The sequence below is a fragment of the Streptomyces spectabilis genome, from assembly GCF_008704795.1.
Lineage (GTDB): Bacteria > Actinomycetota > Actinomycetes > Streptomycetales > Streptomycetaceae > Streptomyces > Streptomyces spectabilis.
This window is the reverse complement of record NZ_CP023690.1, coordinates 4,706,109-4,726,996: the sequence shown is the minus strand read 5'-3', so window position 1 is coordinate 4,726,996 and position 20,888 is coordinate 4,706,109. Positions and strand designations below refer to the sequence as shown.

The 20,888-nt window shown below is 69.3% G+C and carries 17 protein-coding genes, 2 rRNA genes and 1 pseudogene; 8 read left to right on the top strand and 12 right to left on the bottom strand.

The genetic code is table 11. From position 1 onward, the window contains the following. Window positions 1-308: 308 nt before the first annotated feature. Window positions 309-3,432, top strand: a 23S ribosomal RNA gene (locus CP982_RS20520). A 91-nt stretch (window positions 3,433-3,523) separates the two neighbouring features. Beyond that, a 5S ribosomal RNA gene (gene rrf, locus CP982_RS20515) occupies window positions 3,524-3,640 on the top strand. A 104-nt stretch (window positions 3,641-3,744) separates the two neighbouring features. Here the strand turns inward: rrf and CP982_RS20510 are convergent. The 4 genes from CP982_RS20510 to CP982_RS20495 are packed head-to-tail and all read right to left on the bottom strand — an operon-like array spanning window position 3,745 to window position 7,463. Further along, window positions 3,745-4,416, bottom strand: a complete 672-nt coding sequence (locus CP982_RS20510) for a response regulator (RefSeq protein WP_150511884.1) — start codon at window positions 4,414-4,416, stop codon at window positions 3,745-3,747. Beyond that, on the bottom strand, window positions 4,413-5,678 hold the full coding sequence (locus CP982_RS20505; protein WP_229879525.1) for a sensor histidine kinase: 1,266 nt from the start codon (window positions 5,676-5,678) through the stop codon (window positions 4,413-4,415). Before CP982_RS20505 ends, CP982_RS20510 begins: the two co-directional genes overlap by 4 nt. Window positions 5,679-5,727: 49 nt before the next feature. Next, a complete protein-coding gene (locus tag CP982_RS20500) occupies window positions 5,728-6,522 on the bottom strand; it encodes an ABC transporter permease (RefSeq protein WP_150511882.1) in 795 nt (264 codons plus the stop codon). After that, complete coding sequence (locus CP982_RS20495) at window positions 6,519-7,463, bottom strand: ABC transporter ATP-binding protein (RefSeq protein ID WP_150511881.1); 945 nt, start codon at window positions 7,461-7,463, stop codon at window positions 6,519-6,521. Before CP982_RS20495 ends, CP982_RS20500 begins: the two co-directional genes overlap by 4 nt. A 156-nt stretch (window positions 7,464-7,619) precedes the next feature. Between CP982_RS20495 and CP982_RS20490 the strand changes: the two genes are divergently transcribed. Further along, a complete protein-coding gene (locus CP982_RS20490; RefSeq protein WP_150511880.1) occupies window positions 7,620-8,165 on the top strand; it encodes a GNAT family N-acetyltransferase in 546 nt (181 codons plus the stop codon). A gap of 21 nt (window positions 8,166-8,186) precedes the next feature. On the opposite strand, the gene CP982_RS20485 is transcribed toward CP982_RS20490, so the two are convergent. The 5 genes and pseudogenes from CP982_RS20485 to CP982_RS20465 form a co-directional block, all read right to left on the bottom strand. After that, window positions 8,187-9,683 (bottom strand): type IV secretory system conjugative DNA transfer family protein, encoded by a 1,497-nt coding sequence (locus CP982_RS20485; RefSeq protein WP_150511879.1) that lies wholly within the window; start codon window positions 9,681-9,683, stop codon window positions 8,187-8,189. 1 nt (window position 9,684) lies between these two features. Then, the gene (locus CP982_RS20480) at window positions 9,685-11,112 is read right to left on the bottom strand and encodes an ATP-binding protein (protein WP_150511878.1); all 1,428 of its coding nucleotides are present in this window, start codon (window positions 11,110-11,112) and stop codon (window positions 9,685-9,687) included. Window positions 11,113-11,140: 28 nt separating this feature from the next. Next, entirely contained in the window at window positions 11,141-12,700 is a 1,560-nt protein-coding gene (locus CP982_RS20475; protein ID WP_170316463.1) for an SCO6880 family protein, read from the bottom strand. Beyond that, window positions 12,697-14,031, bottom strand: coding sequence for a hypothetical protein (locus CP982_RS20470; RefSeq protein WP_150511877.1), 1,335 nt, complete (start codon window positions 14,029-14,031; stop codon window positions 12,697-12,699). The genes CP982_RS20475 and CP982_RS20470 overlap by 4 nt, the downstream gene beginning before the upstream one ends. Continuing rightward, window positions 14,021-14,608 (bottom strand): annotated as a pseudogene (locus tag CP982_RS20465) (DUF8175 domain-containg protein); the annotation flags it as partial. The pseudogene CP982_RS20465 and the gene CP982_RS20470, both read right to left, overlap by 11 nt. Here CP982_RS20465 and CP982_RS20460 point away from each other — a divergent pair. After that, a complete protein-coding gene (locus CP982_RS20460; protein WP_150511876.1) occupies window positions 14,602-15,303 on the top strand; it encodes a phosphatase PAP2 family protein in 702 nt (233 codons plus the stop codon). The pseudogene CP982_RS20465 and the gene CP982_RS20460 sit on opposite strands and share 7 nt — an antisense overlap. A gap of 237 nt (window positions 15,304-15,540) precedes the next feature. Here the strand turns inward: CP982_RS20460 and CP982_RS20455 are convergent, their stop codons facing one another. Continuing rightward, a complete protein-coding gene (locus tag CP982_RS20455) occupies window positions 15,541-17,127 on the bottom strand; it encodes an FAD-binding oxidoreductase (RefSeq protein ID WP_150515599.1) in 1,587 nt (528 codons plus the stop codon). A 93-nt stretch (window positions 17,128-17,220) separates the two neighbouring features. Then, window positions 17,221-17,379, bottom strand: coding sequence for a hypothetical protein (locus CP982_RS41810; RefSeq protein WP_170316462.1), 159 nt, complete (start codon window positions 17,377-17,379; stop codon window positions 17,221-17,223). A 143-nt stretch (window positions 17,380-17,522) separates the two neighbouring features. Between CP982_RS41810 and CP982_RS20450 the strand changes: the two genes are divergently transcribed. Further along, a complete protein-coding gene (locus CP982_RS20450) occupies window positions 17,523-18,329 on the top strand; it encodes an SCO4651 family lipoprotein (protein WP_184925559.1) in 807 nt (268 codons plus the stop codon). A 126-nt stretch (window positions 18,330-18,455) separates the two neighbouring features. Beyond that, complete coding sequence (locus CP982_RS20445; protein ID WP_150515598.1) at window positions 18,456-18,647, top strand: hypothetical protein; 192 nt, start codon at window positions 18,456-18,458, stop codon at window positions 18,645-18,647. 57 nt (window positions 18,648-18,704) lie between these two features. Here CP982_RS20445 and CP982_RS20440 read toward each other — a convergent pair whose 3' ends face one another. Next, a complete protein-coding gene (locus tag CP982_RS20440; protein ID WP_150511874.1) occupies window positions 18,705-19,064 on the bottom strand; it encodes a metal-sensitive transcriptional regulator in 360 nt (119 codons plus the stop codon). 167 nt (window positions 19,065-19,231) lie between these two features. On the opposite strand from CP982_RS20440, the gene CP982_RS20435 reads away from it, so the two are divergent. Beyond that, window positions 19,232-19,852 (top strand): DUF47 domain-containing protein, encoded by a 621-nt coding sequence (locus tag CP982_RS20435; RefSeq protein ID WP_016644813.1) that lies wholly within the window; start codon window positions 19,232-19,234, stop codon window positions 19,850-19,852. An 8-nt stretch (window positions 19,853-19,860) separates the two neighbouring features. After that, window positions 19,861-20,859 carry an inorganic phosphate transporter gene (locus CP982_RS20430; protein WP_150511873.1) on the top strand — a complete coding sequence of 333 codons (999 nt, stop codon included), beginning with the start codon at window positions 19,861-19,863 and terminating at the stop codon, window positions 20,857-20,859. The last annotated feature ends 29 nt before the right edge of the window (window positions 20,860-20,888 follow it).

The following is a 20,888-nucleotide window of genomic DNA, read 5'->3' as shown; positions in this document are numbered from 1 at the left end:
TAAGGAGCACTTCTAAGCCGGGCTTGCCCGGTTCAGAGGCCAGTACATCGGCGAATGTCCGATGCTGGTTGCTCATGGGTGGAACGTTGACTACTCGGCACACTCGGCCGTCTTGTCCTGCTAGTACTGCTCTTCGGAGTGTGGAACGCGGAGGGAAGCGGTGAGGGTGTCGGGCACGCTGTTGGGTATCTGAGGGTACGGAACTTGTTCCCGACCTCAATGCCGACCCCGGTAAAGGCCTGCTTTGGTGGGTTGTGACGGGTGGTTGGTCGTTGTTTGAGAACTGCACAGTGAACGCGAGCATCTGTGGCCAAGTTTTTAAGGGCGCACGGTGGATGCCTTGGCACCAGGAACCGATGAAGGACGTGGGAGGCCACGATAGTCCCCGGGGAGTCGTCAACCAGGCTTTGATCCGGGGGTTTCCGAATGGGGAAACCCGGCAGTCGTCATGGGCTGTCACCCACCGCTGAATATATAGGCGGTGTGGAGGGAACGCGGGGAAGTGAAACATCTCAGTACCCGCAGGAAGAGAAAACAACCGTGATTCCGGGAGTAGTGGCGAGCGAAACTGGATGAGGCCAAACCTCAAGCGTGTGAGACCCGGCAGGGGTTGCGCTTGGGGGGTTGTGGGATCTCTCTTTCACAGTCTGCCGGCTGTGAGACGAGTCAGAAACCGTTGATGTAGGCGAAGGACATGCGAAAGGTCCGGCGTAGAGGGTAAGACCCCCGTAGTCGAAACGTCAGCGGCTCGTTTGAGAGACACCCAAGTAGCACGGGGCCCGAGAAATCCCGTGTGAATCTGGCGGGACCACCCGTTAAGCCTAAATATTCCCTGGTGACCGATAGCGGATAGTACCGTGAGGGAATGGTGAAAAGTACCGCGGGAGCGGAGTGAAATAGTACCTGAAACCGTGTGCCTACAAGCCGTGGGAGCGTCGGACATCAAGCTTGCTTGGTGTCTCGTGACTGCGTGCCTTTTGAAGAATGAGCCTGCGAGTTTGCGGTGTGTTGCGAGGTTAACCCGTGTGGGGAAGCCGTAGCGAAAGCGAGTCCGAATAGGGCGAATGAGTAGCGCGCCCAAGACCCGAAGCGGAGTGATCTAGCCATGGGCAGGCTGAAGCGGAGGTAAGACTTCGTGGAGGGCCGAACCCACCAGGGTTGAAAACCTGGGGGATGACCTGTGGTTAGGGGTGAAAGGCCAATCAAACTCCGTGATAGCTGGTTCTCCCCGAAATGCATTTAGGTGCAGCGTCGTGTGTTTCTTGCCGGAGGTAGAGCACTGGATAGGCGATGGGCCCTACCGGGTTACTGACCTTAGCCAAACTCCGAATGCCGGTAAGTGAGAGCGCGGCAGTGAGACTGTGGGGGATAAGCTCCATGGTCGAGAGGGAAACAGCCCAGAGCATCGACTAAGGCCCCTAAGCGTACGCTAAGTGGGAAAGGATGTGGAGTCGCAGAGACAACCAGGAGGTTGGCTTAGAAGCAGCCACCCTTGAAAGAGTGCGTAATAGCTCACTGGTCTAGTGATTCCGCGCCGACAATGTAGCGGGGCTCAAGCGTACCGCCGAAGTCGTGTCATTGCAGTACATACCCCCAACGGGGACTGTGATGGGTAGGGGAGCGTCGTGTGCCGGGTGAAGCTGCGCCGGAAGGCAGTGGTGGACGGTTCACGAGTGAGAATGCAGGCATGAGTAGCGATACATACGTGAGAAACGTGTGCGCCGATTGACTAAGGGTTCCTGGGTCAAGCTGATCTGCCCAGGGTAAGTCGGGACCTAAGGCGAGGCCGACAGGCGTAGTCGATGGATAACCGGTTGATATTCCGGTACCCGCTTTGAAACGCCCAGTATCGAGCCCATTAATGCTAAGGCCGTGAAGCCGTTCCGGACCCTTCGGGGAAAGGAAAGTGGTGGAGCCGCCGACCCAAGGTGGTAGTAGGTAAGCGATGGGGTGACGCAGGAAGGTAGTCCAGCCCGGGCGGTGGTTGTCCCGGGGTAAGGGTGTAGGCCGTGTGATAGGCAAATCCGTCACACATTGAGGCTGAGACCTGATGCCGAGCCGATTGTGGTGAAGTGGATGATCCTATGCTGTCGAGAAAAGCCTCTAGCGAGTTTCATGGCGGCCCGTACCCTAAACCGACTCAGGTGGTCAGGTAGAGAATACCGAGGCGTTCGGGTGAACTATGGTTAAGGAACTCGGCAAAATGCCCCCGTAACTTCGGGAGAAGGGGGGCCACACCCGGTGACGAGTTTTACACTCTGAGCTGGGGGTGGCCGCAGAGACCAGCGAGAAGCGACTGTTTACTAAAAACACAGGTCCGTGCGAAGCCGTAAGGCGATGTATACGGACTGACGCCTGCCCGGTGCTGGAACGTTAAGGGGACCGGTTAGCTCCATTTCGGTGGGGCGAAGCTGAGAACTTAAGCGCCAGTAAACGGCGGTGGTAACTATAACCATCCTAAGGTAGCGAAATTCCTTGTCGGGTAAGTTCCGACCTGCACGAATGGCGTAACGACTTCTCGACTGTCTCAACCATAGGCCCGGTGAAATTGCACTACGAGTAAAGATGCTCGTTTCGCGCAGCAGGACGGAAAGACCCCGGGACCTTTACTACAGTTTGATATTGGTGTTCGGTTCGGCTTGTGTAGGATAGGTGGGAGACTGTGAAGCGGGCACGCCAGTGTTCGTGGAGTCGCCGTTGAAATACCACTCTGGTCGTGCTGGATGTCTAACCTGGGTCCGTGATCCGGATCAGGGACAGTGTCTGATGGGTAGTTTAACTGGGGCGGTTGCCTCCCAAAGGGTAACGGAGGCGCCCAAAGGTTCCCTCAGCCTGGTTGGTAATCAGGTGTTGAGTGTAAGTGCACAAGGGAGCTTGACTGTGAGACTGACGGGTCGAGCAGGGACGAAAGTCGGGACTAGTGATCCGGCGGTGGCTTGTGGAAGCGCCGTCGCTCAACGGATAAAAGGTACCCCGGGGATAACAGGCTGATCTTCCCCAAGAGTCCATATCGACGGGATGGTTTGGCACCTCGATGTCGGCTCGTCGCATCCTGGGGCTGGAGTCGGTCCCAAGGGTTGGGCTGTTCGCCCATTAAAGCGGTACGCGAGCTGGGTTTAGAACGTCGTGAGACAGTTCGGTCCCTATCCGCTGTGCGCGCAGGAGTCTTGAGAAGGGCTGTCCCTAGTACGAGAGGACCGGGACGGACGAACCTCTGGTGTGCCAGTTGTCCTGCCAAGGGCATGGCTGGTTGGCTACGTTCGGAAAGGATAACCGCTGAAAGCATCTAAGCGGGAAGCCTGCTTCGAGATGAGGACTCCCACCCACTTGATGGGGTAAGGCTCCCAGTAGACGACTGGGTTGATAGGCCAGATATGGAAGCCTGGTAACGGGTGGAGTTGACTGGTACTAATAGGCCGAGGGCTTGTCCTCAGTTGCTCGCGTTCACTGTGTTGGTTCTGAAACCACGAACAACCCCACACCTTCAATGCGTGTGGTGCGGTAGTTCACAGTTTCATAGTGTTTCGGTGGTCATAGCGTGAGGGAAACGCCCGGTTACATTCCGAACCCGGAAGCTAAGCCTTACAGCGCCGATGGTACTGCAGGGGGGACCCTGTGGGAGAGTAGGACGCCGCCGAACAAATTGTGAGGGAAACCCCCGTGCCAGTGGGCACGGGGGTTTTCTGCGTTCCGGGCCAGAAAGCCAGGCCGGAAAGCCAGGCCAGGCAACTCGGGCCGGACAATTCAGGCCGGGCGTACCAGCTTCGTGTCGTACGCCAGAATCACCGCCTGCACCCGGTCGCGTGCGCCCGTCTTCGCGAGGATGCGGCCCACATGTGTCTTCACCGTCGATTCGGCGAGGTGCAGCCGCGCGGCGATCTCCGTGTTCGTCCAGCCCTGGCCGATGACCGTGAGGATCTGGCGTTCGCGGTCCGTCAGCGAGGCGAGCAGTGGATGGCTGGCCGGGTCGACCGGGCTCTCGCCGTTCGTCGGCAGCTGGTCCGCGAAGGCGTCCAGGAGGCGGCGGGTGAGGCGCGGTGCCACCACCGCGTCGCCGGTGGCGACCGCGCGGATGCCGGACAGGAGCTCCTCCGGCAGCGCGTCCTTGATGAGGAAGCCGGAGGCCCCCGCGCGCAGACCCGCGTACGCGTACTCGTCCAGGTCGAACGTCGTGAGGATGAGGACGCGGGAGGACGAGCCCGACGCGACGATGCGGCGGGTGGCCTCGATGCCGTCCATGTCGGGCATGCGGATGTCCATCAGGATGACGTCCGGGCGCAGGCCGGCGGCCATGCGGACCGCGTCGGCACCGCTGCCGCCCTCGCCCGCCACTGTCATGTCGTCCTGGCTCTCCAGGAGCATGCGGAAGCCGAAGCGTTGCAGGGGCTGGTCGTCGACTATGAGGACGCTGGTCACTGAGCGGTTTCCTTCGGGGCGGTGGCGTGGGGAGGGGCGGTGGTCCCGGGCAGGTGGAGGCGGACCTCCCAGCCGGTGGCCGGGAGGGGGCGCGGGCCGGTCTCAAGTGTGCCCGCGTACAGGGCCGTTCGTTCCCGCATGCCGGTGAGGCCGCGGCCGTCGCGGGCCGAGGCCGAGGGCGGCGGGGCCGCTCGGCCCGTGTCGGTGACGGTGACCGTCACTCCGTCGTCGGCGTAGGAGAGCTCGACGGCCGCCGTCGCGCCCGGGCCGCCGTGCTTGAGGGTGTTCGTCAGGGCCTCCTGCACCACGCGGTACACCGTGAGCTCCTGACCCTGGGGCAGGGCGTCGGGGCGGCCGCGGACCGTGGTGCGGACGGGCAGGCCCGCGGACCGTACGCCGTCGATGAGGCGGGTCAGATCGGTGAGCGCGGGCTGCGGCGCCAGGGCCGCGGCCTCCGGGGCGTCGTCGCGCAGGACGTCGAGGAGGCGGCGCAGCTCGGCGAGGGCCTGGCGGCTGGTGGAGCCGATCGCGTCGAGGGCCTTCGCGGCGTGCTCGGGGGACTTGGCGGCCGCGTACTTGCCGCCGTCGGCGAGGCCCGTGATGACGGACAGGTTGTGGCCGATGATGTCGTGCATCTCGCGGGCGATCCGGGTGCGTTCGGCGGCCGCGGCGAGCTGGGCCTGCTGGTCGCGCTCGACCTCCAGCTGCCGGGCGCGCTCCACGAGGGCCTGGGTGTAGTCCTGGCGCGAGCGCACGGCGATGCCGAGGAGCGCGATGAGCGTATACGCCCACACCTGCGGCACGATCTGCTGGTCCCAACTGCCCTTCGGGTAGCGGACTGTCCCCACGAGCAGCGGCACCAGCATCAGCGCGCCCGCCCCGCCCAGCGTCCGCAGCGGCAGCCGCAGCGCGATGTTGAACAGGACGATGAGCTGCACGAGGGAGACCTGGAGCATCGCGCCGGTGCCCGAGTTGAGCGTGCCGAACGCCACCATGACGGCGAGGGCCGCCATCGGGTGGCGGCGCCGCCACAGCAGCGGAAGGGCCAGGCCGAGGCTCGTCGTGAGGACGAGCCAGCCGGGGACGTCCTGGTTGTGCGCGACGTTGCGCCAGCCGCCGCCCGCGAAGTCGATGCCGCCCGCCGTCACGAAGAAGCCGGTCACCAGCAGGTCCCAGACCAGCGGGCGGCGCTCGTCGACGGCGCGCACCCGCTGGACCAGGCGCTGGACGTACTGGGTGAGGGGGTGCGGAACGTGGGCCACGGACTCATCCTCGTACAGGAGTTCCCCGAGTGGGGCGGTGCGGTGGGGGTCAGACGTCGCGGCGCTTCAGGAGGAGCGAGGCCGCGGTCAGGACGGCGAGGGCCCACAGGGCGAGGGTGAACAGGGCGGGTCCCGGGGCGATCGTGTTCTCCACGCGGGTGATCGAGCCGAGCGACGAGGCGGCCTGCGCGGGGAAGCAGCGTACGACGTCGTCCACGGCGTCGAACGGCAGCGTCGTGATGATCTCCGGCAGGACGAGCACGGCGCCGACGAACGCGCCGATGCCGCCGGGCACCGAGCGCAGCAACGCACCGAGCCCCAGGGCGATCAGGCTCATCAGGGTGATGCCCGTCGCGTTGCCCGCGAGGGCGCCGAGGACGCCGGAGTCGGTGAGCGTCAGCTCCTTGTCGGTGTCCGCGAGCCAGATCTGGGCGGTGAGGAAGGTGACGACGTTGGTGACGAAGGACAGCGTGAACGCCACCGCTGTGAAGACCGCGGCCTTGGACCACAGCACGGGCAGCCTGCGCGGCACGGCGGTCAGGGAGGCGCGGATCATGCCCGTCGAGTACTCGCCCGCGGTGATCAGGATGCCGAGGACGGCGAGGCAGATCTGGGAGAGCTGGGTGCCGAACAGGGTGAGGACGACGGTGTCGATCTCGGAGTCGTCGCCGTCGTACGTGCTGCCCATGGTGATGCCGACCGCGAGGACCAGGGCGCTCGCCGCGAGCAGGGTGATCCAGGTGGTGCGCAGCGTCCACAGCTTGTGCCACTCGGAGCGCAGGACGCGGGCCGGGGTGACGCGGTGCGGGGTGACGCGGTGCGGGGTGGGGGCGGCCGTGGTCATGCCGCTGCTCCTTCCAGGTGCGCGCCGTCCGGGGTCACGTACTCGACGGAGTCGTGGGTCAGGTCCATGAAGGCCTGCTCCAGAGAGGCGGTGTGCGGGGTGAGTTCGAAGAGCGGGATGGCGTGGGCGGCTGCGGTGCGGCCGATGTGCTCGGCGTCGGTGCCGCGCACTTCGAGGGTGCCGGGGGTGTCGCCGCCGATGGTGACGCCGGGGCCCGCGAGCAGCTCGGCGAGGCGGGCCGCCGCGGGGGAGACGACCTTCACGGAGCCGGTGCCGGACTCGCGGACGAACTTCTCGACCGTGGTGTCCGCGAGCAGCCGGCCCCGGCCGATGATGATCAGGTGGTCGGCGGTCACGGCCATCTCGCTCATGAGGTGGGAGGAGACGAGGACCGTGCGGCCCTCGGCGGCCTGCGCCTTGAGGAGGTTGCGGATCCACAGGACGCCCTCGGGGTCGAGGCCGTTGACCGGCTCGTCCAGGACGAGTGTCGCGGGGTCGCCGAGGAGCGCCGCCGCGATGCCGAGGCGCTGGCCCATGCCGAGGGAGAAGCCCTTCACCCGGCGGCCCGCGACATCGGTGAGGCCGGTGGTGGCGAGGACGTGCTCGACGCGGGAGCGGGGGATTCCGTGGGTGTGCGCGAGGGCCGTCAGATGGTGGTACGCGGAGCGGCCGGGGTGCAGCGAGCGGGCCTCCAGGAGCGCGCCGACCTCGGTCAGGGGCGCGCTGTGGGCGGCGTAGGCGCGGCCGCCGACGGTGCAGTGGCCGCTCGTCGGGGCGTCGAGGCCGAGGAGCATCCGCATGGTGGTGGACTTGCCCGCGCCGTTGGGGCCGAGGAAGCCGGTGACGGTGCCGGGGTGGACCTCGAAGCTGAGGCGGTCGACGGCGGTCTTGGCGCGGGCGCCGCCGCCGTAGCGTTTGGTGAGTCCTTGTGCGCGAATCATGGGTCGATGGTCGCGGCGGCACGGGTCCGTGCGCGTCGGACCGGGGGCCTCTGCTCGGGCGGCGAGTAGTACCGGGGTACGACGGCGGGTGGTCCCGCCGGACCGCCGCGGGAAAACCGGGGGGCTTCGAGCCGGGGTGCTGCCTAGGATCGGTGTATGGAGCACCTCATACGCCCCGTGCGTGGCGACGAATGGCGGCAGGTCCGGGCGTTGCGCCTCCTGGCCCTGCGGGATCCGGCGGCCTCGGTCGCCTTCCTGGAGACGTACGAGAACGCCGTCGCGAAGCCGGACGCCTACTGGCAGGACCGGACCACGAACGCGGCGCCGGGCGGGCCGTTGCGGCAGTTCATCGCGGAGGGCCCGGACGGCGGCTGGGTGGCGTCGGTGACCGTGCTCGTGGAGGAGCCGGGGGCGCAGAGCGCGCTCGGGGACGCCGTCGAGGTGCGGCAGGCGCATCTGGTGGGCGTGTACGTACGGCCCGAGCACCGGGGCACGGGGCTGACCGAGGCGCTGTTCGACGCGGCGGTGGAGTGGGCGCGGGCGCCGGACGGCGCCGGGGTCGAGCGGGTGCGGCTCTTCGTGCACGAGGGCAACGGCCGGGCCGAGGCCTTCTACCGGCGCTTCGGCTTCGCCCGCAGCGGCCGGTCGGCGTCGGTGCCGGGGGATCCGTCGGCGCTCGAGTACGAGATGGTGCTGGCGTAGGCCTCGGGGCCTGCCGGTGGGCTAGCCGATCAGTTCGTCGTGGGGCCAGCGGGCGCGGCCCTGTTCGCGGGAGCGCAGCAGGGCCAGGGTGGGCATGCCCTGGTCGGCTCCGGCGGCGAGCAGCTCCGGCAGCTGGGGGAGCGGGGCGACGGCCGCGACGTCGTCGAGTACGAGCGTCAGGGGCGGGTCGAGGCGTCCGGCGGGCGAGCGCTCTGCGAGGCCCCGGCCGCGCTCGACCATGCTGGAGGCGAGCGCCGTGAGCAGCGGCATCGCGCCCGGGTTCGCCTTGGGGTCCTCGATCGACTCGCCCACCACGAAGAGGGTGCCGCCTTCGTCGACGAGGGATTCCAGGCCGAGGGCGTCCGCGCGGTTGGGGGTGCAGGACTCCCGTACGTTCAGCGTGAACAGGCAGGACAGGGCGCGGGCCGTCAGCTCCTGGGCCATGTCGCGGCGCTCCGCGTACGCGGTGAGCGCGGACTCCAGCTCGCCCGCGGCGCCCGGGGCGGCCTTGGGGTGGGTGCGCAGGACCCGGACGGCGTCCTGGACCTGGGTGCCCTGGGCCCAGCGGTGGACGTGCTTCACGGAGCGGCCGTCCACGGCGGCGGCGTGCAGGAAGCTCCGCAGCAGGAGTTCGGCGGTGTCCGCCACGGCCGTGTCGAGTTTGGCGGTGGGTCTTATGGGGGCGAGCAGGGCGCGGGCGCGGTGGGTCGCGGTGGTCTTGTCCTCGCAGCCGGTGGTGGGGGACCAGTGGAGGCGGGCGGGGGTGTCGCAGAGGTGTGAGGGGTCGTAGACGAGGACGGGGCCCAGTTTGGCGCGGGCGTCCTTCGTCTCCTCCCACAGGGTGGGGTCGGAGGTGATGACCAGGGTCGCGGACTCGGCGTCCGCGATGGCCTCCGCGGCCAGGGGGCGACGGGTTTCGGGGGTGCCGAGGACCAAGGGGGTGCGGGGGGTGGGGACGGTGGGGGGTCGCTTGGCCAGCGTGGGGGGAGCGGGCTCCGGCTCCGGTTCGGGCTCTGCTTCGCGCGGTTGCTCGGTGGTCGGGGCTGTGCCCACGCGTTCCGCCCTCTGGGCGGACCAGCTGCCCACAGCGGGGGCGGGGGCGGTGGTGGGCGCGGCGGCGGGGGCCGGAGTCCCCGTGCGGCGGGCCCTGCGGACCGCTCGGAAACGCGTCAGGGTGCCCATGACGAAGATCGTCAGGACGATGAGGACCATCACCTGGCCGATGAGGAAGCCCCAGAAGAGGCCGTAGCCGGAGAGCTGGTCGCGGGGGGTGGCGGGCCAGGCGCCCGCGACGTCGTGGGGTTCCTGGACGAGGTGGCGTACGGCGGGCGGCGTGTTGTTGAACGTGACGTGGTCGGGCCACTCGCCGTGGGCCCACCAGGCCGCGATGCCCGTGGCCGACCACATGAGGAAGACCATGCCGACGACGAAGGCCAGGACGCCCACGAGCAGGGCGTCCGGGACGCCGCGCTCGCGGCCGCGCTGGTCCTGGCGGTCCCGGTAGCGGTCCTGCTCCATGTCACGCCACCGTCGACCGGGAGGACCCCGCGGGGCCTTCGCCCATCTGCTGTTCCATGTACGCCGCCCTTTCCTCCGCCTCCCGTTCGGCCGCCGCGAGGACGTCGTCGGTCGCGAGCAGGTCGCTCGCGGACTCCGTCATGGCGCGGTCGGTGAAGACCAGGGGGCGCTCCGTGTCCGTGATCAGGTGCTTGACCACCTGGACGTTGCCGTTGACGTCCCAGACCGCGATGCCGGGCGTCAGGGTGGGGATGATCTCAACCGCCCACCGGGGCAGGCCGATGACACGGCCCGTGGCGCGCGCCTCGTCCGCCTTCTGGGCGTAGATCGTGCGCGTGGACGCCATCTTCAGGATGGCGGCGGCCTCCTTCGCGGCCGCTCCGTCGACGACGTCCGAGAGGTGGTGGACGACCGCCACGAACGACAGGCCGAGGCGGCGGCCGAACTTCAGCAGGCGCTGGAAGAGCTGGGCCACGAACGGCGAGTTGATGATGTGCCAGGCCTCCTCGACGAGGAAGATGCGCTTCTTCCGGTCGGGGCGGATCCAGGTGTGCTCCAGCCACACGCCGACGATCGCCATGAGGATGGGCATGGCGATGGAGTTGCGGTCGATGTGGGACAGGTCGAAGACGATGAGCGGCGCGTCCAGGTCGATGCCGACGGTCGTGGGGCCGTCGAACATGCCGCGCAGGTCGCCGTCCACCAGGCGGTCGAGGACGAGGGCCACGTCCAGGCCCCAGGCCCGGACGTCGTCTATGGCCACGTTCATGGCCTCGGCCGACTCCGGTTCGGGGTGGCGCAGCTGCTCGACGATGTCGGTGAGGACGGGCTGGCGGTCGGTGATGGTCTCGTTGACGTAGGCGTGCGCGACCTTGAGCGCGAAGCCGGAGCGCTCGTCCAGGCCGTGCCCCATCGCCACCTCGATGATGGTGCGGAGCAGCGCGAGCTGGCCGGTCGTGGTGATCGCCGGGTCGAGCGGGTTGAGCCGGATGCCCATGTCAAGGGCGGCCGTCGGGTCGAGCCGGATGGGGGTTATCCCCAGCTCCTGGGCGATGAGGTTCCACTCGCCGACGCCGTCCTCGCCCTGGGCGTCCAGGACGACGACCTGGCGGTCCTTGAAGCGGAGCTGCCGCAGGACGTACGTCTTCTCCAGGGCCGACTTGCCGTTGCCGGACTCGCCGAGGACGAGCCAGTGAGGGGCCGGCAGCTGCTGGCCGTACAGCTGGAACGGGTCGTAGATGTAGCCCTTGCCGGAGTACACCTCGCGGCCGATGATCACGCCGGAGTCGCCGAGGCCGGGCGCGGCCGTCGGCAGATAGACCGCCTGGGCCTGCCCCGTCGACGTGCGCACCGGGAGGCGGGTGGTCTCCACCTTCCCGAACAGGAAGGACGTGAACGCGTCCGTGAGGACGGTCAGCGGATCCCGCATCGCACCTTCACACCCCTACCGTTGTGGTTCATCGCCGGATGCCGGTCGCGAACGGCAGCGTGTTCACAAATGCCCGGTGGTGCTCGCGGTCGCACCACTCCAGTTTCAGATACGACTTTCCGGCCGACGCCCTTATCGTCCGCTTGTCGCGGGCGAGGGCTTCGGGGGAGCGCGAGGAGACGGTGATGTAGCCGACGAGGTTGACGCCCGCGGCGCCGCTCGCCAGGTCCTCGCCGCGCTGGTCGAGGCGGGAGTGCGACGCGATGTCGCGGGGGTCGACGGTGCGGTTCATCTTGGCCTGGCGGCTGGCCTCCGCCTCGTCGTTGGTCTTCTCCGTGAGCATGCGCTCGATGGCGACCTCGGTGGGTTCGAGGTCCATCGTGACGGCCACCGTCCTGATCACGTCCGGGGTGTGCACGAGCAGCGGCGCGAGGAAGTTGACGCCGACCGGCGTCATCGGCCACTCCTTGACCCAGGCGGTGGAGTGGCACCAGGGGGCGCGGGTCGAGGACTCGCGGGTCTTCGCCTGGAGGTAGGTGGGCTCCATCGCGTCCAGCTCGGCGGGCCAGGCATTACGTTTCGTCATCGCCTGGATGTGGTCGATGGGGTGGTCCGGGTCGTACATGGAGTGCACGAGGGAGGCGAGGCGGCCCTGGCCGAGCGGCTGGCGCACGCGGATGTCGGCCTCCTGGAGGCGCGAGCAGATGTCGGTCAGCTCGCGCGCCATGACGACGGCGAGCCCGGCGTCCCGGTCGAGCTTCTTGCCGCCGTGCGGGCGGGCGGCGCGCGCCATGGCCTGCGCCTCCGCGGCCAGTTCGCGGGAGTAGTGCATGCAGGCCACGAGGTAGGCGCGGTGCTGCTCGCTGCTGGTGGACACCATCGACTGGAGCTGGTCGTAGCTGTGCTGGAGCCAGGGCAGCGCGCGGTCGTCGCCGCGCGCGGCGACGTCCTTGGCGTGCGCGTCCGGGTCGGCGGGCAGCGTGCGGGCCAGCATCTGGAGCCGCGTCACGAAGCCGTCGCCGTTGGCGACGTGCTTGAGGAGCGTGCCGAACCGGTCGACGAGGGCCTCCTGGTCCTCGCTGTCGCGCAGGCCGACGCCGGGGCCCTCGATCTCGATGGCGGCGGTGACGGTGCGCCGGTCGGCGTGCAGCAGGACGGCGATCTCGTCGGGCCCGAAGGGCGCGGCGAGCCAGCTGATGCGGCCGATGCCGGGCGGCGGCCCGATCTCCACCTCGCGCCCGTCGAGCCGGATGCCCGCCTCGGCGACCGACGAACGGTAGGCGGTGCCGCGCCGCAGGGACCGCTTGTAGCTCTTGTTGATCTCGAACCACTTGTAGAACGTACGTCCCTTGTACGGGAGGTACACGGCCGCGATGGCGATCATCGGGAAGCCCATGAGCAGCACGATGCGCAAGGCCAGGAACGGGATGAGGATGCCGCACATCATGCCGAGGAACGCGCCGCCGATGATCAGCGCGATCTCGCCGGTCTCGCGGTTGCGGCCGATGATGGCGTTCGGCCGGGCCCGGCCGATCAGATAGGTGCGGCGGGGCGTGACCGGTGGGGACACATGGGACTGGGTCGTCAACGCCCTTCACCTCCAGTGCTGTTCGTACCGCCGCGGTTGCCCGCGTGCGGGGTGTTCGACGGGCTCGTACGGGGTGGGGGTGCGGCGGAGGGGACAGTTCCGCCGCCGTTCTGGGCGGGCCCCGGCTGCCGGTGGGCGTGTGAGGACATGCCGCTGCCGACGGCGTTGGCCGTGGCGGCCTGCGGCGGGCTGTCGCCGCCGCCTGCCTGGCCGCCGCCCGCCTTGCCGCCCGGGCGTGCGCTGTGGGTGCGGATGCCCTGGGCGACCCAGGCGGCGGGCGAGTTGAGGGCGGTGGCGGCGCGGTTCTCGGCGCCGCGCATCAGGCGGTTGTTGCGGGTGGCCATGATGTCGTCGCCGAAGCCGGGGATGAACCGGTAGATGGAGGCGCTGGCGAAGATGGCGAGGAGGATGACGGAGAGCCCGGAGACGACGGCCGACAGGGAGTCGGGCCCGTCCTCGCCCTGGAGGGCTCCGGCCACGCCGAGCACGATCACGATGATGGGCTTCACCAGGATGATCGCGACCATCAGGCCGGCCCAGCGGCGGATGCGGCCCCAGGTGTTCTTGTCGACGAGGCCCGAGTACACGACGGTGCCGAGCAGCGCGCCGACGTAGAGCATCGCGGCGCGGATCACCAGTTCCAGGCAGAGGATGCCGGCGGCGGCGATCGACACGGCGGACACGACGATCAGCATGATCGGGCCGCCGCCGATGTCGGTGCCCTTGTCGAGGGCCTGCGAGAACGTGCCGAAGAACCGGTCGGTGTCGCCGCCCACCGACTTGGCGAGCACCTCGGACACGCCGTCCGTCGCGGAGACGACGGTGGACAGGATCAGCGGGGTGAACGCGGACGCGAGCACCGTCAGCCAGAGGAAGCCGATCGCTTCCGACAGCGCGGTGAGCAGGGGTACGCCGCGCACGGCCCGCTTGGTGACCGCGAGCAGCCACACGATCAGGGTCAGGATCGTCGAGGCGGCGAACACCACGGCGTACTGCTGCAGGAACTTCTCGTTGGTGAAGTCCACGGCCGCGGTGTCGTTCACGTACTCGGTGAGCTTGTTGACGATCCACGAGGCGGCGTCGCCGAAGCCGCGCGCCAGCGAGCTGAGCGGATCGAGCTCGGACAGGGCCCCGTTCTCGGGCACCTTGGGCCGATCCCCACCACCACCTCCGCCTTCGCCTTGTTCGCAGTACTTCTTGGCGGGGCCGTGGATGAGCGCGCACGGGTCGTCGTCGGGTTCGGCGGCGGCGCGCGTCGCGAAGAGGAGCACCGCTGTCTGGATGGCCGCCAGGGCGGCGGTGAGCTTCAGTACGGGGCGACTACCGCGCATACGTGAACCCTCCGTACCCCTCGACGGCGTCCGCGATCTCTTCGGAGCCGGACGCGCGGTCGTCGCCCGGGACCGGGGCGGGACCGTCCTTCTGGGTGTGCGTGGTGATCTTCCAGTCGCCGTCGGTCCACGTCAGCTTCATGGTGATCGTGAACCAGCTGCTGGTGACCGGCTTGGTGGACCGCTCGCCCGCGAGGCCGAGGAGGCCGCCGCACCAGGTGGCCACGGTGGCCTTGCCGTCGGCGAAGGCGGTGACGCGGGTGCCGATCGGGCTCGTGCGGGAGACGAACTGGTAGCCGCTCGGCGTGGACCCGTTCGCGTTGAGCCCCACGTTCTTGAAGAAGTCCGCGCTGTACGCCTTGTCCAGGTCCGCCTTGAACTTGGGCACGCTGGAGGGGGCCATGATGGCCTTGAGGATGCCGTCCCGCTTCGACTTGTCGAACATCTCGGCCGAGCCGAGCGCCACCGCGTAGTTCGCGGCCGCGCTCTGCGCACCCTGCTCCGTCTTCGCGTACCCCGCCGGGATCCCCCCGTTCTTCCCGCTCACCGGCTTCTCGCCGGTCGGGGCCGTTGGCTGGACTCGATACATCCGGGTCGAACCCCGACGTCAGCCTGCTCTACGACATCAACGGCCTGGCGGAGGACTCCCCAGGCTGGTTCGCCCGCGCCATGGAGTTCGTCGGCGAGTACGGACTGCTGCTCGCCCTGGTGCTGCTCGTCCTCTGGTGCTGGTGGGGCGCCCGCAAGCGCGGCACGCTCGACGACGCGGCCGGCTCCGTCGCCGCGGTCGTCTGGGCCCCGCTCGCCGCCGCGATCGCCGTCCTCGTGAACGTGCCGATACGGAACTTCGTGGAGCGCCCCCGCCCCTTCAAGGACCACCAGGGCCTGGAGGTCCTGGTCGACGGCAAGAACGACTACTCGTTCGTGAGCGACCACGCGACGCTCGCCATGGCCATCGGTGTCGGCCTCTTCGTCGCCCACCGCAAGTTCGGCTTCGCCGGGATCGCGCTCGCCGTCCTGGAGGGCTTCTGCCGCGTCTTCATGGGCGTGCACTACCCCACCGACGTGATCGGCGGCTTCGCCCTCGGCACCGCCGTGACGCTGCTGCTCTCGCCGCTCGCGATGGCGCTGCTCACGCCCGTCACCAAGGCGATCGGGCGCTCCGGGAAGGCCGCCCGTCTGGTGTGGGCGCCGCACCGCGGCGCCCGGCCGGTCGCCACCCTCCCCGAGCAGGAGGCCGCCGGGGCGGACGAGAAGGGCCTCGCCGCGTAGAGGCGCCGGGCGCCACCAGGCGCCCGCGCACGGCCCGTCCGCCGCGGCGGCACAGCAGCCACACGCCGGTGCCGCCCGAGAGGGCGCCCGCCACGGCCATGCGTATCCGGGTACGTGTCATGCCCCCAGGCCAGCGGTCCCGCGCCCGCCGGGCCACCCGGGGGCGGTCCGGGCGGGGCCGAACGGGTGCGGGCCGGGGCCGTCGGAGTGGTCGGCGCCGGTGCCCCGGCCGGTGCCCTACAGGGCCTGCGGGAAGCTGAAGAAGCGCGTCGGGTCGTAGGCCTTCTTCACCTTCTTCAGACGGGGCGCGGCCGGGCCGTAGTACGCCTCGCGCCAGTTGGTGAGCGTCGGGTCCGTGTAGTTCTGGTACGCCGCGCCCGAGGCGTGGCGCCGCATCGCGCCGTGGGCCCCCGTCAGCCAGCCCTGGGCGCCGGTCCCCGAGGTGCCCGCGCGCCAGGAGGCGATGTACTGGGCGAGCATCCGGGAGCGGCGGTGCACGAACGCCGTGGCCGTCGGGTCGACGCGGTTGATGGCGCCGCCGAGCGCGGTCAGGGCGATGCTGCCCGCGGTGCCGCGCTCGCCGCGCACGTGCTCGATCTGGCCGAGCAGCGCGCGGATCCCGGCGGCGGACAGGGAGCGGTCGAAGAAGTCCGAGCGGGCCGCGTACGTCTCCCGGCCGAGCGCGCCCGTCGGGGTGCGGCCCGGCGTCCTGCCCGGCAGATGGCACTGGGCGTCCGTCGCGAACGACGAGCAGCCCGCGTACACCTCCATGGCCTCCTCGTAGCCCCTGCGCTTCAGGGAGACGCTGCGGGCGGGCGCGCCCACCTTGTCGGCGAGGCGGTCGACGGCGTTCTGCAGCGCGCCGTACGTGCCGAGCGAGAAGGCCGCCACGGAGACGGTGGGGGTGCCGCCGGGGACGGCCGCGAGGTGCAGCGAGGACCAGATCTCGTCCGGCTGCGAAGGGCCCCACTCCTGCCAGGCCTTCACCACGGCGGCGGCCTTCGCCCACGGCCAGGTGAGGTACGCGGAGACCGCCTGCGGGGCCGGGTGGGTGCGGAACGTCAGCTCCGTGACGACGCCGAACTGGCCGTTGCCCGCGCCGCGCAGCGCCCAGAACAGGTCCTTGTGCTCGGACTTGTCGGCCCTGATCACCTTCCCGGCCGCCGTGACGAGCGTCGCGGAGGTGAGGCTGTCGCAGGTCAGGCCGTACGCGCGGGAGACGACGCCGTGGCCGCCGCCGAGCGTCAGACCGCTGATGCCGACCGTCGGGCAGGAGCCCGCGGGGATGGTGACGCCCTTCGCGGCGAGGGCGCGGTAGACGTCGATGAGCTTCGCGCCGCCGCCGATGGTGGCGGTGGAGCCGGAGACGCGGGTGCGGTTGAGGCGGGATACGTCGAGGATCAGCCGGCCGGTGCCGGAGGACCAGCCCGCGTACGAGTGGCCGCCGTTGCGGACCGCGACGGGGACGTCGTGGGCGCGCGCGTAGGCCAGCGTGGTGCGGATGTCGTCGGGGTGCGCGACGTACGCGACGGCGGTCGGCCTCAGGTTGTCGAAGCGGGTGTTGTACAGCTGGCGGGCCGTGGCCCACTGGCTCTCGTCCGGCCGGACCAGGGAGCCGTCCAGATCACGGGCGAGCGCGGTGAGGTTGGCGGCGGCGGACGCGGCGGCCGTCCTGATCGGGGTGGTGGCCGTGGTCCCCGCCGTGGTACTGGCCGACGCGCTGCTGCTCGCCCTGCCCGAGCCGCCGCCTCCGCCGGTGCAGGCGGCCGTGCCGGCCGCCGCGACCGCGGCGGCCGCCGTCCCTATGAACGTACGTCGTGCCAGCCGTTCCATGAGCCCTCCCGTTGCTTTCCCGCACAACGAGACGACAGCGGGGCCCGTGGGGTTCCGGGGCAACGACCGTACCGGGCCGAGGGATCAGGGGCTCTCGCCGTGGGCGGCGGCGTCGGCGCGGGCCTTGCTGCGGGCGCGGCGCGCGGGGCCGCGCCAGCCACAGCTGCACCGAGCGGCGCAGAAGCGGCCGGTCTCCACGGTGGTCGTACGGTGCGGCGGTTCGGGGCGATGCTGCTCGGGCACGGCCCCACGGTACGCCGGGAGAGTGAACGCGCTGTCGCGTGACAACACCCCGTACCGGTCGTTATGGGGAACAGGGGGCTTGGCCCGGTGGGCGCCGCACGGCGGGCACCGACGCGTGGAAAGGCTTGGGGGTCGGCAGGGCGATGGGGCAGCAGCGCAGGCACACGGGCACGGCGGCCGTCGCGGCCGCGGTGGGTCTCATGACGCTCGCCACGGGCTGTTCGGGCGGCGGTGCCGCCGCGAGCGACGACCCCGCCAAGGAGGTGCGGGACGCCGCCGACTCGCTGGTGCGCGCGGGCACCTCCAAGGCGCGCACGTCCATGGAGATGGCCAGCGGCGGCACCCGGGTGACCATCCGGGGCCACGGCGTGTACGACTACCGGCGGCGGCAGGGGCGGCTCGACGTCGTGCTGCCGCAGGACCCGGCGGACCGCGGCCGGCGCAAGCCGCCGGTCACGGAGCTGCTGGCGGGCGGGGACCTCTATATGAAGAACCGCGGCGCCGGAGTGCCCGCCGACAAATGGGTGCGGGTCGAGACCTCGTCCCTCTCGGACGGGAACCTCGTCACGGGCGGAGCCACCGATCCGCTCGTCGCCGCCGAACTCCTGCGCGGGGCGCGGCAGGTGACGTACGTGCGCGAGACGCGCGTCGACGACGTCGCCGTGCGGCACTACCGGGGCGTGGCCGATCTGGCGGACGCGGCGTCGGCGGCGTCCGCCCAGTACGGGGACGCGCTGCGGGCGGCGGTGGCGAAAGGGTTCAGCAAGGGCGGTGTTCCGTTCGACGCGTACCTCGACGACCGGGGGCGGCTGCGCAAGCTGCGCCACCAGTTCCAGGTGGCCAATGCCGAGGTCGCGTCGACGACGTTCCTGTACGGGTTCGGGGCGCCGGTGCGGGTGCGGCTGCCGCCACGGAAGGACATCTACGCCGGGAAGATCGCCGAGCGGTAGCGGTGGCCGCATATCGATGGCCGATAGTCGCAATATGGCCCGTCCGTGCCATGCGCGGTACGTAGGCCGCTCCCTACTCTAGGAAGCCGGTACCGGCACAACCGTGGTCAGGAAGAGGTGGTGAACGTGGCTCTGGTGCGCGGCACGGCGGTTCAGGACCACGTTGCCCTCGCCGAGATCGAGCTGTGCGGCGAACTGATCATCGCGGCGTCCGCTGCGCGTGGTGAGCGGCTCAGTGCGGACCGGATCGACGAGGTGCTGCGGGTCTCCGACAGCCAGCAGGACGACGGCCCGCCGCCCCCGGGCCCGGGGGCGTAGCGCCCTCCCGGGGGGCGGGCGGGAAGCAGCAGGGCCCGGGGCGGCGCTCCGTGGGGGTCAGGTGCGGAGCATGCGGGCGATGGCCTTCGTGGCCTCCTCGACCTTCGCGTCGATCTCGTCGCCGCCCTTGACCGCCGCGTCCGCGACGCAGTGCCGCAGGTGCTCCTCCAGGAGCTGCAGGGCGAAGGACTGGAGCGCCTTCGTGCCGGCCGACACCTGGGTGAGTATGTCGATGCAGTAGACGTCCTCCTCGACCATGCGCTGCAGGCCGCGGATCTGGCCCTCGATGCGGCGCAGCCGCTTGAGGTGCTCGTCCTTCTGCTTGTGGTACCCGTGCGTCTGGTGGCCCGCGCTCTGCTCGGAACCGGAGGGCGCTTCGGTGCCCGTGGCCGCCGCGGCCGCCTCTGTGGTCGTCATCGCGTCCTCCTGTGCATACCCCTGGTGGGTATATGGTACTGGATTTCTCGGGTGGTGTGCTGATAACTGTGCCTGATGGGCGACACTGGGGTATGGCCGGTTAGCCGTGGCCAGATGATGCGCCTAGCATCAGCCTGACCGCATCCAAAGCACCCCGAGGACCCCACGTGCGATTTCGTCTGACCCCCAGGGAGACGAGCTTCTACGACATGTTCGCCGCATCCGCGGACAACATCGTCACTGGCTCGAAGCTCCTGATGGAACTGCTCGGGGCCGACGCCTCGGCCCGAGCCGAGATCGCAGAGCGTATGCGGGCCGCGGAACACGCGGGGGACGACGCGACGCATGCGATCTTCCACCAGCTGAACTCCTCGTTCATCACGCCGTTCGACCGCGAGGACATCTACTCCCTCGCGTCCTCGCTCGACGACATCATGGACTTCATGGAGGAGGCCGTCGACCTGGTCGTCCTGTACCAGGTCGAGGAGCTCCCCAAGGGCGTCGAGCAGCAGATCGAGGTGCTCGCCCGGGCCGCCGAGCTGACGGCCGAGGCCATGCCGCACCTGCGCACCATGGACAACCTCACCGAATACTGGATCGAGGTCAACCGCCTGGAGAACCAGGCCGACCAGATCCACCGCAAGCTGCTCGCCCACCTCTTCAACGGCAAGTACGACGCCATCGAGGTGCTGAAGCTCAAGCAGATCGTGGACGTCCTCGAAGAGGCCGCCGACGCGTTCGAGCACGTGGCGAACACCGTGGAGACCATCGCGGTCAAGGAGTCCTGAGTCACTTCATGGACACCTTCGCTCTGATCGTGACCATCGGTGTCGCGCTCGGTTTCACGTACACGAACGGCTTTCACGACTCCGCGAACGCCATCGCCACCTCGGTCTCCACGCGTGCGCTGACGCCCCGCGCGGCGCTCGCCATGGCCGCGGTGATGAACCTGGCCGGTGCCTTCCTCGGCAGTGGCATCGCCAAGACGGTCAGCGAAGGGCTGATCGAGACGCCGCACGGCACCAAGGGGATGTGGATCCTCTTCGCCGGTCTGGTCGGCGCGATCGTCTGGAACCTGGTCACCTGGTACTTCGGCCTGCCGTCCTCCTCGTCCCACGCCCTTTTCGGCGGGCTCGTGGGGGCCGCGCTCGCCGGTGGCATCGGGGTCATCTGGTCGGGCGTCGTCGAGAAGATCGTCATCCCGATGTTCCTGTCGCCGCTCGTCGGGCTCCTGGTCGGCTATCTCGTGATGTGCGCGATCATGTGGATGTTCCGGAAGTCCAACCCGCACAAGGCCAAGCGGGGCTTCCGGATCGCCCAGACCGTGTCGGCCGCGGGCATGGCGCTCGGTCACGGTCTGCAGGACGCGCAGAAGACGATGGGCATCGTGGTGATGGCCCTCGTCATCGCCGACGTGGAGAACCCGGGCGACCCGATCCCGGTCTGGGTGAAGATCTCCTGCGCGGTGATGCTGTCGCTGGGCACGTACGCCGGTGGCTGGCGCATCATGCGGACGCTCGGCCGGAAGATCATCGAGCTCGATCCGCCGCAGGGCTTCGCGGCGGAGACCACGGGCGCGGGGATCATGTTCACCACCGCCTTCATGTTCCACGCGCCGATCTCCACGACCCATGTGATCACCTCGGCGATCATGGGTGTGGGTGCCACCAAGCGGGTCAACGCCGTGCGGTGGGGGGTCGCCAAGAACATCATTCTCGGCTGGTTCATCACCATGCCCGCGGCCGCGATCGTCGCCGCGGTCAGCTTCTGGATCGTGAACCTGGCGTTCCTCTAGGACTGGAACGGACAAGCGCGCGGGCCCGC